Source organism: Arthrobacter glacialis (genome assembly GCF_002909445.1).
Taxonomy (GTDB): Bacteria; Actinomycetota; Actinomycetes; order Actinomycetales; family Micrococcaceae; genus Specibacter; species Specibacter glacialis.
Genome location: NZ_PPXC01000006.1, coordinates 208,704 through 223,015 on the forward strand (window position 1 = coordinate 208,704; position 14,312 = coordinate 223,015).

Annotated in this window: 12 protein-coding genes; 9 read left to right on the forward strand and 3 right to left on the reverse strand. The window is 60.3% G+C overall.

What is annotated here, in order from left to right:
• Positions 1-71: 71 nt before the first annotated feature.
• Both CVS27_RS09910 and asnB read right to left on the reverse strand, forming a co-directional pair.
• A complete protein-coding gene (locus CVS27_RS09910) occupies positions 72-776 on the reverse strand; it encodes a GNAT family N-acetyltransferase (RefSeq protein ID WP_103465564.1) in 705 nt (234 codons plus the stop codon).
• A 91-nt stretch (positions 777-867) separates the two neighbouring features.
• Entirely contained in the window at positions 868-3,552 is a 2,685-nt protein-coding gene (gene asnB / locus CVS27_RS09915; protein WP_103465565.1) for an asparagine synthase (glutamine-hydrolyzing), read from the reverse strand.
• A 130-nt stretch (positions 3,553-3,682) separates the two neighbouring features.
• On the opposite strand from asnB, the gene pdxT reads away from it, so the two are divergent.
• From pdxT to CVS27_RS09960, 9 genes are all read left to right on the forward strand, one after another.
• Positions 3,683-4,381 carry a pyridoxal 5'-phosphate synthase glutaminase subunit PdxT gene (gene pdxT, locus CVS27_RS09920; RefSeq protein ID WP_279325065.1) on the forward strand — a complete coding sequence of 233 codons (699 nt, stop codon included), beginning with the start codon at positions 3,683-3,685 and terminating at the stop codon, positions 4,379-4,381.
• A gap of 2 nt (positions 4,382-4,383) precedes the next feature.
• Entirely contained in the window at positions 4,384-5,139 is a 756-nt protein-coding gene (locus CVS27_RS09925) for a YebC/PmpR family DNA-binding transcriptional regulator (RefSeq protein WP_103465566.1), read from the forward strand.
• Between the two features lie 3 nt (positions 5,140-5,142).
• Positions 5,143-5,730 carry a crossover junction endodeoxyribonuclease RuvC gene (gene ruvC / locus CVS27_RS09930; RefSeq protein ID WP_103465567.1) on the forward strand — a complete coding sequence of 196 codons (588 nt, stop codon included), beginning with the start codon at positions 5,143-5,145 and terminating at the stop codon, positions 5,728-5,730.
• A gap of 89 nt (positions 5,731-5,819) precedes the next feature.
• Complete coding sequence (ruvA, locus tag CVS27_RS09935) at positions 5,820-6,452, forward strand: Holliday junction branch migration protein RuvA (protein WP_103465568.1); 633 nt, start codon at positions 5,820-5,822, stop codon at positions 6,450-6,452.
• A 3-nt stretch (positions 6,453-6,455) separates the two neighbouring features.
• Positions 6,456-7,583, forward strand: coding sequence for a Holliday junction branch migration DNA helicase RuvB (gene ruvB / locus CVS27_RS09940; protein ID WP_243400122.1), 1,128 nt, complete (start codon positions 6,456-6,458; stop codon positions 7,581-7,583).
• Between the two features lie 261 nt (positions 7,584-7,844).
• Positions 7,845-8,282 carry a preprotein translocase subunit YajC gene (gene yajC / locus CVS27_RS09945; protein ID WP_243399793.1) on the forward strand — a complete coding sequence of 146 codons (438 nt, stop codon included), beginning with the start codon at positions 7,845-7,847 and terminating at the stop codon, positions 8,280-8,282.
• A gap of 93 nt (positions 8,283-8,375) precedes the next feature.
• The gene (gene secD, locus CVS27_RS09950) at positions 8,376-10,145 is read left to right on the forward strand and encodes a protein translocase subunit SecD (protein WP_103465569.1); all 1,770 of its coding nucleotides are present in this window, start codon (positions 8,376-8,378) and stop codon (positions 10,143-10,145) included.
• A complete protein-coding gene (gene secF / locus CVS27_RS09955; protein WP_103465570.1) occupies positions 10,145-11,155 on the forward strand; it encodes a protein translocase subunit SecF in 1,011 nt (336 codons plus the stop codon). Before secD ends, secF begins: the two co-directional genes overlap by 1 nt.
• Before the next feature lie 101 nt (positions 11,156-11,256).
• Positions 11,257-13,653 (forward strand): RelA/SpoT family protein, encoded by a 2,397-nt coding sequence (locus CVS27_RS09960; RefSeq protein ID WP_103465571.1) that lies wholly within the window; start codon positions 11,257-11,259, stop codon positions 13,651-13,653.
• Here the strand turns inward: CVS27_RS09960 and CVS27_RS09965 are convergent.
• Positions 13,650-14,240, reverse strand: a complete 591-nt coding sequence (locus CVS27_RS09965; RefSeq protein ID WP_103465572.1) for a hypothetical protein — start codon at positions 14,238-14,240, stop codon at positions 13,650-13,652. The genes CVS27_RS09960 and CVS27_RS09965 overlap by 4 nt on opposite strands.
• Between the last annotated feature and the right edge of the window lie 72 nt (positions 14,241-14,312).

Sequence of the window (14,312 nt, forward strand, 5' to 3'; positions counted from 1 at the left end):
GAGATCTTGTGATCTTGGCAGGCTCGACGCCGTTAAGGGCTCAACTTACGCGGCAGGGGAGGATGCCGTGGCTACTGCGTTGTCCCGCTTTGGACACCCAGTTGCGGGACCTGGAACCACCACGTCTGGCCCTTGCCGATGAGCTCAAAGCCATATTTTCTGTAGAGTCGCTGGCCGTCAGGGGTGGCGTTGAGCAGAAGATGCTCGGCGCCGGCGTTGAAGGCCGCCTCGGAGAGCTTGTTGAGCAGGGACGTGCCAAGCCCCGTGCGGCGGAATTCTGCCTCCACCGACATGTCGAAAATCCCGGCCAGATGTTTGGCGCCCTGCTCCGGCGGGAAGTACGCATAGGACTGCCCCGCCACATCCAACCCGACGTGGGCAGTGGCGAGCCACACCTGGTTCTCCACGGCGGTGTTGAGGCTGACTCGGTCATCAACTGACTCGCTGGCCGCAGCTACGGCCTCCACATCAAGGCTCCGCGTCATCCACCACGGCTGCCAGCCAGGTTCAAAACGGTAGTTGGCCAAGTGCCCCGCCCGGACGGCAGCGTTGAGCCAGATGCCCACAGTTGCCGCACCTCGGCGCTCAGCCTCGGCCAAGGCAGGAAACAAGCCGGCCTCGGTGACGTTGGTGGGGAACATGCACAGCATTTCCCGTGTCTGCGGAAGCCACACCCAGTCCATCTGATGCGTGGTAAACGACCGTCCGCCCGTGGCCTCGGCAAGTGCCCTAAACCAGGCGTGTTGGGTGCGCTGACAATCTGCGATCGTCACCATGAGGTATCTTCCGTTTGTGAATGAGCTTTGATTAAACAAGACGAGACGCGATACAGGCGAAGGGGCCTGTATCGCGCCTCGGCGCCAGGTACTATTTCTGCGTGAACACCAGAGACATGGGTGTTGTCTCGGTGGTCTGACCCTGCGGGTTGTCGCGGAAGATGTTCTCCAGGACAGCCTTGGGCAGTGCGGTGTCGTGGCCCAGGGCAACCACACCAAGATCGTTGGCGTCCATGATGGCTGTGCCGGCAAACGTCGCCGCAAACTCGGCCGGAACAGTGGCCCGGACCAGGGCGCTGAGGCGCGCCGCCACGCCGTCGGGGTCGATGGGCGCGTACTTCACCGAGTGTGTTGAGGTACCCACCTGGTAGCCGGCTGCGCCGTCGATCGCGTTGATGTTGTGGCCAACAACCTCATAAAACACACCGGACTTGCCCTGCAGCTTGCCAATGACGCTGCGCGCGGAGGCGTACATGATCTTGGGCAGGCCCACCTCATCGATGGCCAGCTGCATGGACCAGGGACTGGCCAGGCCAATGCCGCCGGGGTTGCGGGTGACGAACTTGCTGAAGATGCGTGCCGCGTTGGAGACCTTGATGTCCCAGACCGGGATGGAGCGGCCCTGGGTCATGGCAACGATCTTCTCCGAGACGAACAGGTACCACGGGGTGTCGGCGGTGGCTTCGCCGTGGTCCCCGCCTGCTGTGGGCAGGCCGTCAAAGTAGCGCTTGACGTAGGTCATGACTGCCGGGTCAAAGTCGGTTTCCTTGTAGAAAACCTCGGTGCGCAGCGGGTAGCGGCGGAAGGTGCCGGCGTTGTCCGGAACCGTGATGTCCAGGTTCTTGTCGGCGTTGGGGATGTAGTCGCTCTTGCCCTCGATGCCAGCCTTGACCTCGGGCTGGTCAAAGAACTCGCGCAGCCACAGCTCGGTGTTGATCAGGCGCCAGAAGACCATGGTGGAGCCGGCGGACTTGCCGCTCAGGTATTCCTCGAACGCGTAGATGACGGCGTCCTGGTTCCAATAGGGCCGTGAACCGAAGGAGGAGGAAAGGAAGATCTCGTAGATCTTTTCCTGCATCAGGCCAAACCACTCGGCTTCAGGTGTGGTGAAGCCGATCTTGTTGCGGCGGTTGCTGATCATCTCCGGCAGCAACTCGCGGGTGGCGTCGCGCAGGATGCGCTTGTTCCAGCCGCCCTTGATGATGGACTCATCGTCCAGGCTGAACAGGAACTTCACCACTTCCTTGTCCAGGAACGGCACGCGGCCCTCCAAGGAGAAGCGCATGGTGTTCTTGTCCTCATAGCGCAGCACAGCCGGCAGGGACTTGTGGAAGAGGTCGTCAATGAGACGCAGCTTCAAGTTGTCCGGGATGTTGGAGAACGTCTCGCCCTTGTGCGCGGCGGTGAACTTCTTGTTCAGCAGCGGGGTGATCCCGGCGGCCTTCTTGAAGGTCAGCGCGCCCTGGATGCGGAACCGGGCGAGCCGGAACAAGATATCGGAGCTGGAGACCAATTCCTTGGCCAGCTTGGCGTTCTGCCCGTTCTTCTTCAACTGGCGCAAGTAAGCGAAGTAGTACGGGATGTAGCCGGCCATCATCTCATCGGCACCCTGGCCGTCCAGGAGCACTGTGACGTGCTTGGACGCCTCACGCATGACCTGGTACTGGGCGTACGGGCCGGAGGAGATGATGGGCTCCTCCATGGTGCGCACAAAGTCCTCCAGGTCCTCCACGAATTCGGTGGCCTGCGGGCGGATCTTGTGGCTGATGACGTTGCCTTCGCAGCGGGCCAGCACGGCGTCGGCGTACTTTTCCTCGTCATTGAGCGAATTGGGGAACACTGCGGAGAAGGTCTGCTGCTGGGCACCGAGGGAATCGGTGGCTGCTGCCTTCTCCTGCATGAGCTTGTTGATGGTGACCACGACGGCGGAGGAGTCCAGTCCGCCGGAAAGGGCCGTGCCCACGGGGACCTCTGACTGCAGACGCAGGCGGACACCCTCGGTGAAACGCTCCCGGTATTCGTCAATGACGGCCTTGGAGTACGGGGTTTCAATCTTGGCCAGCTCGGCCAGCTCTTCCTTGAAACGCGTGTAGGAGCTAATGGTGACGGTGCCGGCCGGGCCAGCCTCGCTGTCAACCGTGTTCACCACCAGTTTCTCGCCGGGCATCAACTTCTGCACGCCGTCGAAGAAGGTGGCGGATTCGTCGTCGTGAATCCGGAACTGCAGGTAGCGGTACAGGATCCGCTCGTTGACGCCGGTCTCAATCTTGTTGGCAGCCAGCAGGGGCTTGATTTCCGAGCCGAACAGCAGCGTGGGGGCCTGCGCGGTGCCGGCGGTGGCGTAGTACAGCGGCTTGATGCCGAAGTGGTCGCGGGCCAGAACCAGGCGGTTGTTCTTCCTGTCATGGATGGCAAAGCCAAACATGCCGTTGAACTTGTCAAAGGCGGCGTCGCCCCACTCCTCGTAGGACTGCAGCACAACTTCGGTGTCCGACTTGGTGGAGAACGTCCGGCCCAGGGCTTCCAGCTCAGCACGCAGGTCCAAGTAGTTGTAGACCTCACCGTTGTAGATGAGGACGGTTTCACCGTCGGCGCTGTACATCGGCTCCTGGCCGTGGGCCACATCGATGATGGAGAGACGGCGGTGGGCCAGGCCCACGTTGCCGTGGGTATAGATACCCTCACCGTCGGGGCCGCGGTGCACAATGCACGCGTTCATCTCTTGCAGGAGCGTTTCGTCTGCTCCATAACCGTAATAACCAGCGATTCCGCACATACTACTTACCTCATCTTTAGCACGTCAGTCCTCGCACAATGCTACTTGGTGTAGCTCTTCAGTGCTGCCAACCGTCACGGCGCGTAGGTGAAGTAATCGATGTGACTTTGCGCCCAACTAAGATGTAAATGTGACTAAGACTTTCCATGAAACCCTTGATTCCGCAGCGCCCAAACAGCCCCTGGTGGGTGTATTGGCACTGCAGGGCGATGTGCGCGAACACGCCCGTGCCGCCGAGGCCGCCGGCGCGCGTGTCATCAGTGTTCGACGCCGGTCCGAGCTGGACGCCGTCGACGGACTGATCCTGCCGGGAGGGGAATCGACAACCATTGACAAACTGACCCGCATCTTTGAGCTGCGCGAGCCCCTGCGTGAGCGCATAGCCGCCGGAATGCCCGTGTACGGCAGCTGCGCCGGCATGATCCTGCTGGCCAACGACATCGCAGACCCCGCCAAGGATATGAAAGGCGAGGCACAACAGACCCTGGGCGGGCTGGACATCACAGTGCGGCGCAACGCCTTCGGGCGCCAGGTTGACTCCTTCGAGACTGAATTGAACTTCGCGCAGCTGGCCCTGCCCGGCGAGCCGGAAACCCCCGTGCATGCGGTGTTTATCCGGGCGCCGTGGGTGGAGCGCGTGGGGGAGTCCGTGCAGGTCCTTGCTAGTGTTGAACTCCCTGCGGATGAGCAAACCGGTAGAATCGTCCCAGAAGTCCGTGCAGTAGCCGTTCGATCGCAGCATTTGCTGGCCACCTCCTTCCATCCGGAAGTGACGGGTGAGCGCCGCATCCACGAACTGTTTATACGAATGATTAGAGGGGAAGCGTAACCATGTCAGGCCACTCCAAATGGGCAACAACCAAGCACAAAAAGGCGATTCTTGACAGCCGCCGCGCAAAGTCGTTTGCCAAGCTCATCAAAACCATTGAAGTTGCCGCCCGCGGCGGCGGAGCTGACCTCCAGGGCAACCCGGCGCTGGAATTGGCCGTCTCCAAGGCCAAAAAGACCTCGGTTCCGGCAGACAATATTGACCGCGCCATCAAGCGTGGTGCCGGCCTGCTGGGCGATGCCGTTGACTACCAGACCATCATGTATGAGGGCTACGGCCCCCAGGGCACCGCGATCCTGATCGAGTGCCTGACTGATAACAAGAACCGCGCCGCCTCTGAGGTCCGTCTGGCCGTGGGCCGCAATGGCGGCAACATGGGGGATCCCGGCTCGGTGGCCTACATGTTCACCCGCAAGGGCATTGTGGGCCTGCCCAAGAACGGTCTCAGCGAAGACGACCTGCTCATGGCGGTACTGGACGCCGGTGCTGAGGAAGTCAAGGACGACGGCGAAAACTTCGAGATCATTTGCGACACCGCAGATTTGCCTGCCGTTCGTGCGGCTCTGGCGGAAGCCGGTATCGAGTACGAAACCGACGATGCAGGCTTCGTCCCGTCCATGCAGGTTGAACTCGACGTCGAGAATGCTCGCAAGTTCATGAAGCTCTACGATGCTTTGGAAGACCTGGATGACGTCCAGAACATCTACTCCAACGCTGACATGAGTGCCGAGGTTCTCGCGGCGCTCGAAGAGGACTAACACCTGCGTGTAATAGGAGTTGACCCGGGCTTGACCCGGTGCGGGCTCGGCGTCGTTGACGTTGCCCCCAACCGCACGGCCACCTTGGTGGGTGTTGGTGTGGTGGGAAGCTCACATGTTTTAACGTTGGACGCCCGGCTGCTGGTCATCGCGGAAGCGATCGATCAGTGGCTGGACGCGTTTAAGCCCGATGTTTTGGCCATTGAACGCGTGTTCGCCCAAACCAACCTCAGCACCGTCATGGGCGTGGCACAGGTGTCAGGTGTTGTCATGGTAGCTGCCGCCCGGCGCGGCATACCCGTTGCCATGCACACGCCGTCGGAAGTCAAGGCTGCCGTGACAGGCAACGGCCGCGCGGACAAGGCCTCGGTCACCGCCATGGTGACCCGGTTGTTGCGTTTGTCCGAGCCGCCAAAACCCGCCGACGCCGCCGACGCCCTAGCCCTGGCCATAGCCCACGCTTGGCGCAGCGGAAGTGCTTTTTCGCCGGCTTCCGCCGGTACGACGGCGGCCCAACAGTTGTGGCGCGACGCGGAGACCAAGTCAAAGGTCCAAAAGAACAAGGAAAAGCCCGGAGCCACCTGGCACTAGTTGTTAGTACGTATGTTCTATATACTGGCTGTAATTCTATTGCCAGTCAGTTACGGTTTAGTTCCAGTGTGTTGTCAGGAGCAGTTGCAATGATCAGTTTTGTTCGGGGACCAGTGGCCCATCTCTCGCTGGCCCAGGCGGTTATCGACGTCAACGGGGTGGGCATGCTGGTTCATGCCACACCCAAGACGCTCGGCAATCTCCGTCTGGGGGAGGAGTCCACGCTGACCACCACCATGATTGTGCGCGAAGACTCCATGACCCTGTACGGTTTCGCCGATGCGGACGAGCGCGAAGTCTTCGACGTGCTGCTCAGCGTCAGCGGCATCGGCCCCCGCCTTGCCCTGGCCGTTTTGGCGGTGCTGGAACCGGAAGCCATCCGGCGCGCGGTGGCTGACGGCGACGGGAAGGCTTTCACGAAGGTTCCCGGCGTTGGGCCCAAGGTGGCCGGGCGCATAGTTCTTGAACTCAAGGGCAAGCTGATCCCCACCGGTGCCCCTGTCACTGCGTCAAAGCCGGCAGCGGCCATGGCCTGGAAGGATCAGGTTGTTGCCGCCATGACCAGCCTTGGGTGGAATGAACGCGACGCCCTCAAGAGCATCGATGCAGCAATTGCTGACGATCCGGAACTTGGTGAGAGTGCCAATGTGCCCGCCATTTTGCGGGCCACGCTGCGCTGGCTGGGCCAGGACAACTCCCGGCAAAGCAACAGGGTGCGCTAGGCCATGGCAACTACCGACGGCGCCGGCGGGCTGCCCGGACAAATCAGCATCGGTGGCGGCCCGGCCGGCCCGGGCCGGGTGAAGGCAGCCGATTTGGCTGTGCCCGCACCGGAGCCTGGGGATCGCGAACTGGACGCTGCCCTGCGCCCCAAAAACCTTGATGACTTTGTGGGGCAGGAGCGGGTTCGCAAGCAGCTCTCCCTGGTGCTGGCGGCGTCCAAGATTCGCGGGCGCAGTGCCGACCACGTCTTGATGTCCGGTCCGCCCGGCTTGGGCAAGACCACCCTGGCCATGATCGTTGCCGCTGAGATGAACGCGCCGCTGCGCATCAGCTCCGGCCCCGCCATTCAACACGCGGGGGACTTGGCCGCCATTCTCTCCTCACTGTCTGAAGGTGAGGTTTTGTTCCTCGATGAGATCCACCGCATGTCCAGGCCGGCAGAAGAAATGCTGTACATGGCCATGGAGGATTTCCGTGTGGACATCATTGTGGGCAAGGGTGCTGGTGCCACCGCCATTCCACTGGAACTGCCGCCGTTTACCTTGGTGGGCGCCACCACACGCGCAGGCTTGCTCCCCGGTCCCTTGCGTGACAGGTTCGGCTTTACCGGCCACCTGGAATTCTATTCCGTGGGGGAACTGGAGCTCGTGTTGCGCCGTTCAGCCGGCATGCTGGACTTGAAATTGACCAGTGCAGGATTCGCCGAGATTGCCGGGCGGTCCCGCGGCACACCCCGTATTGCCAACCGCCTGTTGCGGCGGGTGCGGGACTGGGCGCTGGTTCACGGCATCGAAACCATTGATGCGCGCACCGCATCGGCGGCTTTGGACATGTATGAGGTGGATGTCAGGGGCCTTGACCGCCTGGACCGGTCGGTGCTGGAAGCCCTCGTCAACAAGTTCAACGGCGGGCCCGTCGGGTTGTCCACCCTCGCCATTGCTGTTGGGGAGGAGTCTGAGACGGTGGAAACCGTTGCAGAACCTTTCCTGGTCCGCGAGGGCCTGTTGGGGAGAACACCCCGTGGGCGCATAGCCCTGCCCGCGGCCTGGGAACATCTTGGTTTGAAGATGCCGCGAAATGCTGTGGCGGCGGCCATGCTGCCCTTTGATGAGGACGATGACGAGCAATAGCAGCCGAACAAGCAGTGATCTTGGACAAGCGGATCCGGCACTGCTTGTGCTACGGCAACCCTGACTTCTAGCGGCTGGGCGCCAATGCCGCCCGGCGTGCCAGGCAAACAAAGACACAATGCGCTACGTTGTGTGTATTTGTGAGCAATTGTGGGCGGTTTATCATCCAACGTTCAGTTTTACCCTCTAGACTGGTATGACGTCCGGCACGTTTGCTCCGTGTCTGGATCCACATGTACTTAAAAGAATGGAACCCTAGCTGTGTCCTTCAGCAGTATTTTAGCCGCCGATGCGCCCGCCGCACCAAGCCTGTTCAGCGGCACCAACCTCCTTTTGTTCGCCATGTTCGGCTTGCTCATCTTCATGATGATGCGCAAACAAAAGAAGACCAAGGCAGCTGCAGCCGAACAGCGCTCCAAACTTGCCCCGGGTGTTGAAATGATGACCAACTTTGGTCTGTTCGGCAAAGTCCTCTCCATTGATGAGGACGAGAACAAGATCCTTTTGGAAATCTCCCCCGGCGTCACCGCCACTGTTCACCGTCAGACAGTTGCCAAAATCATTGAGCCTGAGACGGTTGAGGCGATTGTTCCCGATGACGCTTCGGCCTTGACCCTGGATCTGGAAAAGAAAGCGCCCGCCGGGGAAACCGTTGAGGAATCCCTTGAGCGCCTAAAGAACGAAAACAAAGACAACTAGCCTTATGCGGGTTGGCAGCTGCTGTGCCGGTGAAATCCTGCACAGCAGCATTGCCATGTTCACTACACCCGTGACCAATAGAAGGATCCCTTGATGGCACGAACAGGTCCGACGTCCACAGCTCGCAGAACTCTTCTGTGGCTTGCGGCGATCATCATTGCATGCACCCTGGCAGTAGGTGGCGGCGTCCTCGCCGGAGCCGCCTCATGGTCGCCAAAACTGGGTCTTGACCTTGAGGGCGGTACCCAGATGATTCTGGCGCCCAAGGTTGAAGGCGCTGGCAGTATCACCAGCGAGCAGTTGGACCAGGCCGTGTCCATCATCCGTCAGCGCGTTGACGGTTCGGGTGTTTCGGAAGCACAGATTTCCACCGAAGGCGGTAACAACGTTGTTGTGAACATGCCTGGCAAGCCCACGGACGCAGAGCGCGAGCTCATCAAGGCCTCGGCCAACATGAACTTCCGCCCCGTGATTGTTGCCACGCAGGTTCCCAGCGGCGCAGTGCCTGAAGCCGAGCAGACGCCCGCGGACAAGTTGCCGGTCCCCACAGCCGCCCCCGTGAACGCGAGCGATCCCAACTGGGTTGATGCGGCGTTGATGAAGCAGTTCGAGGCAACCAGTTGCATTGCCCCGCTCACCGACCGTCCCACAAGCTCTGATCCGGCGAAGCCCCTGGTGAGCTGCGAACCTGACTCGGGCATCAAGTACATCCTTGGCCCGGTGGAGATTCCCGGCAAGTGGATCAAGACTGCCAGCTACGGCCTGCAGGCCGGTGCCCAGGGTGCAACGACCAACGAATGGTCGGTTCAGCTCACGCTGACCAAGCCCGAAGGCGCCCAAGCGTTCAAGGAAGTCACCCAGCGTCTGAACTCAAAGTACCTGGCCAACCCGGAGGACCCGCAGTCGAGATTCGCCATTGTCCTCGATGACAGTGTCATCTCGGCCCCGGCGTCCATGGCGGTCATTACAGACGGTCAGTCCTCCATCACGGGCCAGTTCACCGAGGAAAGCGCCAAGTCACTCTCTGACAAGCTCAAGTTCGGTTCACTGCCCATCAGCTTCGAGATCCAGAGCGAACTCCAGATCTCGGCAACGCTTGGTTTGCAGCAGCTGGAAATGGGTATGCTGGCCGGGTTGATCGGTCTTGGTTTGGTGGTTATCTACTCCCTCTTCCAGTACCGGGCTCTTGGCCTTGTCACCATCTCTTCCTTGGTGATCGCTGGTGTCATCACCTACCTGGCTATCATCTTGCTGGGTTGGGCCGAAAACTACCGGCTCTCCTTGGCTGGTGTGGCGGGTATCATCGTGGCCATCGGTCAAACCGCTGACTCGTTCATTGTTTACTTTGAGCGTGTCAGGGATGAACTCCGTGATGGCCGCGGACTGGTCGCCGCCGTTGAAAATGGTTGGGCCCGGGCCAAGCGCACCATCTTGGCTTCCAAGGCCGTGAACCTCTTGGCCGCCTTGGTGCTGTACTTTGTCTCGGTTGGAAACGTCAAGGGCTTCGCGTTCACCCTTGGTCTGACAGCCGTGGCTGACCTTATTGTTGTCTTCATGTTCACTCACCCCACCTTGCAGTTGCTGGCCCGCACCAAGTTCTTCGGTGAAGGCCACCGCTTCTCCGGCCTTGATCCGGTTCAGCTTGGCGCCATTCCCTTGTACCGCGGTGCAGGCCGTTTGCGGACGCCTGAAGAGACCATGGAAGTAGTCAAGGGCAAGAATGCCCGCGCGGCCGGTGAAGCCGAACGTCGCCAGACCATTGCCGAACGCCGCCTGGCCGCCAAGGAAGCTGAATTGGTTGGCAGCAGGGGTGCCGGGGCTGCAAAGTCCGAGTCCAACGAAGACTCGAAGGAGAACAAGTAATGAAGAGTTTCGCCACTTTTGGTAATGAGCTTTACACCGGTGAACGGTCCTACGAGTTTGTTGGAAAACGCAAGATCTGGTTTGGCATCACGGGCCTTGCGGTTCTGGTGTCGCTACTGATTCCCATGCTGGGCGGTGGCTTCAACTTCGGTATTGAGTTCCGCGGCGGATCGCAGTTCACCATCTCCGAAGTTGCCCACACCGACGCCGTCATTGGTGAAGAGGCGGTTGACCAGGCTGTTCCCGGCACGGCAGCCGTGGTCACCAACATCGCCGGCAAGACGATGCAGGTCCAGACAGACAGGCTCACCGATGACGAGACCTTGAAAGTCAGTGACGCGTTGAAGAGTGCCTATGGTGTAACGGATGACCACATCACCTCAACGTTTGTTGGTCCCACCTGGGGGCAGGACGTTTCTCGTCAGGCGATCATCGGTTTCATTGTCTTTGTGCTTCTGGCAACGGTCTTGATGGCCGTGTACTTTAGAACTTGGCGCATGTCCATTGCCGCAGTGGTGGGCATGCTGGTGGTCATGGTGGTTACGGCCGGCGTCTATGCGGCATCCAGATTTGAAGTCACTCCGTCAGCCATCATTGGGTTCTTGACCATTTTGAGCTACTCGCTCTATGACACGGTTGTGGTCTTTGACAAGATTCGTGAAAACACGGCCGACATCACCAAATCGGTGCGCAGGACCTTCGGTGAGGAAGTCAACCTGGCCGTCAATCAGACCCTGGTGCGCTCCATCAACACCATGATGGTTGCAGTACTGCCGGTTGCTTCCATTTTGTTCATCGGCGCCTTCCTGCTCGGCGCCGGTACCTTGCGTGACCTTTCCTTGGCGTTGTTCATCGGCATTATTGTGAGTACTTTCTCCACCATTTTTGTCGCCGCACCGTTGTACGCCTGGTTGCGTGAGCGTGAACCGGAATTGGCCAGGCAGGCCAAGAAGGTCCATTCGCGTCGCGCCAGCGAGGCAAACGAGACTGCCAAGACTGTTAACGTCTAGCAGCACTCGAGTTTGACCCGTAGCCGGGGGAGGGTGCATAGCATCCGCCCCCGGCTATCCTTTTGGTCAAAGTTCCCCCATCTGCGCCTTACACTGGATAAATGCTCCGCAGTGGGAGCGTGTGGCCGCAAAACGAGGGAGGAAATGCGTTGAACGATGAATCGCCCTCGCATAAGATATTGACCGAATCCGGGGCCCCAGTCCCGGGCGATGCCAGTGTTTCCAAGCCACGCCCGCCGGAGCTGCGCCCCACCTTTCCTGGCCGTCGCGAACGCACCCGATCCCGCCTGGCCCGTCTGACCGGCTGGTCCAATGAGAGCTACTCGCCCATCCTGGAGCCCTTGCTGCGGATTGTGCGGGCCAAGAACCCCAAGGAAGACTTTGAGCTGATCCAACGCGCCTTCTCCGTCGCTGAGAAGTACCACGAAGGTCAGAAGCGTAAGAGTGGTGACCCCTACATCACCCACCCGGTTGCCGTGACGACGATCCTTGCCGAGCTGGGCATGAGCGGCAGCACACTGGCAGCTGCCCTGTTGCACGACACGGTTGAGGACACCCCGTACACCCTGGCCGAACTGGAACGGGACTTTGGGCCCGAAATCACCATGCTGGTGGACGGTGTCACCAAACTGGACAAAGTTGAGTTTGGTGACGCGGCACAGGCGGAGACAGTCCGCAAAATGGTCATCGCCATGGCAAAAGATATCCGGGTGCTGGTCATTAAACTTGCGGACAGGCTGCATAATGCCCGCACCTGGCGGTTCGTCTCGGCAGCGTCTTCGGAGAAAAAAGCCCGGGAAACCCTGGACATCTTCGCGCCACTCGCGCACAGGCTTGGCATGAATGCCATGAAATGGGAGCTGGAAGAACTTTCCTTCGCCGCCTTGTACCCCAAGGTGTATGAAGAGATTGTCCGGATGGTTCAAGACCGCTCTCCCGAGCGTGAAAAGCAACTGAGCATTATCCGGCGTGAAATTGCCGAGTCGATGCGGTTGTCCAAGATCAAGGCTGAAATCACCGGCAGGCCCAAGCACTACTATTCCATCTACCAAAAGATGGTGGTGCGCAACAAGGACTTCGATGACATCAACGATCTCATCGGTGTCCGTGTCCTCGTGGATACCGTCGGTGACTGTTATGCCGCCCTGGGTCAAATTCACTCACTCTGGAACCCCCTGGTGGGGCGTTTCAAAGACTATATTGCCCTGCCAAAGTTCAATATGTACCAGTCGCTGCACACCACAGTGGTGGGCCCGGGCGGCAAATTGGTTGAAATTCAGATCCGCACCATGGAAATGCACCAACGGGCGGAATACGGTGTTGCGGCCCACTGGAAGTACAAGACCGGCAACAAAACACCCGTCACCAGCCAGGACGACTTGAACTGGTTGCGCACTTTGGTTGATTGGCAGCAGGAGACCAAGGACCCCAACGAGTTCCTGGAATCACTGCGCTATGAGATGAACGCCAAGGAAGTGTTCGTCTACACGCCCAAGGGTGCCGTCGTGGCCCTGCCGGAGGGTTCCACCCCCGTGGACTTTGCCTACAGTGTGCACACCGAGGTGGGTCACAGGACCATTGGGGCGCGCGTCAACGGCAAGCTGGTGCCGCTCAACAGTGAACTGGCTCATGGTGACACCGTGGAGATCTTCACCAACAAGGCAGAGGGTGCCGGCCCCAGCCAGGACTGGCAAAACTTTGTTAAGAGTGCCCGCGCCCGGAACAAGATTCGCCAGTGGTTCAGCAAGGAACGCCGGGAAGAATCCATTGAAAAGGGCAAGGAACTTCTCACCAAGGGCATGCGCAAGGCAAACCTGCCTTTGCAAAAGATGATGACCCATGACGCCCTCATGGCCGTCGCGGAGCATTTTCACTACACGGACATTGCTGGACTCTATGCCGCTGTGGGGGATGGGCACACGTCCACCCAGTCAGTGGTTGAGCGGCTTCGTGAAGTTCTCGGCGTCCACCACGACATCGACGACACGCCAGCGCCGCTGGATACCCACGTCTCTACCAGCCGCCCGCGCATCTCCGATTCCGGCGTGGTTGTCCACGGCATTGGCGACGTACTGGTGAAACTCGCCAGGTGCTGCACCCCCGTGCCGCCGGATCCCATCTCCGGATTCGTCACCAAGGGCTCAGGGGTGTCCGTTCACCGCCAGGATTGCCCCAATCTGCTGAATCTTCAAAACGAACCGGACAGGCTGGTTGAAGTTGAATGGGCCCAAGCGCAGAAGGGCGTATTCCTGGTGGAGATCCAGGTGGAAGCCCTGGACCGCAAGAGTTTGCTCTCCGATGTGACGCGCGTGCTGGCTGAATGCCATGTGAATATTTTGGCAGCCAGTGTCAGCACCACCCGCAACCGGGTGGCCATGTCTAAATTTGCCTTCGAGATGGGCGATCCGAAGTACCTCGACAACGTGCTCAACGCTGTGCGCCGCATTGACGGAGTTTACGACGTTTACCGGGCCACCGGATCACAACGGCGCGCTTAGGGCTGCTGACCGGCGTCGAGCATGGTTTGCACGAGCCGCTGGGCCCGCAGCTTGCCGGGCACATGCGTGGCAGTGGCCAGGGCCTCCTGCAGGCCCGCCAAGGTGCATGCCAACGCAGCTTGGCCGGCCATGGCTGCCAAGATCGCCCGCGCGGTGCCCTCCGGGGCGGAACGGGCCACATCCATGGCAGTACGCAGGGGGCTCGTCACCAAGGTGCCGCCCACGCTCTGCACATCAACCGTGTCAAGATGAACTTGACGCAAAGTGCAGCCGCTGTGGGCCGGCAGAAATGCCGTGTTGCCATCATTGTCAACCAGCAGTGAAATGACAAGCGGCGGGGGAGCGCAACCGTAAATCCATGCCGCCGCGAGCTGTCCCAGCACGGCCCGTCGTTCCAATGCCGCAGGAATGCTGAGCCGCAGCGCCCCGGCCCGCAATGCGGCCGTCTCGGCAACCTTCCGGGGGCGGAACGCATTGCCCACGACGGGGACCAGCACGCCGTCGAGCTTCATGGCGTGAAGTTCGGCCAGGATGAACATGTCACCGGGAACCAGAGGTGCGCCGAAGCTGTTGCTTGATTCGATCATGAACCAAGACTGCACCTGCCCACGGCAAAGCAGAAGGCCCCAGCGCCGGATTGTGGACAACCCGGCCCTGGG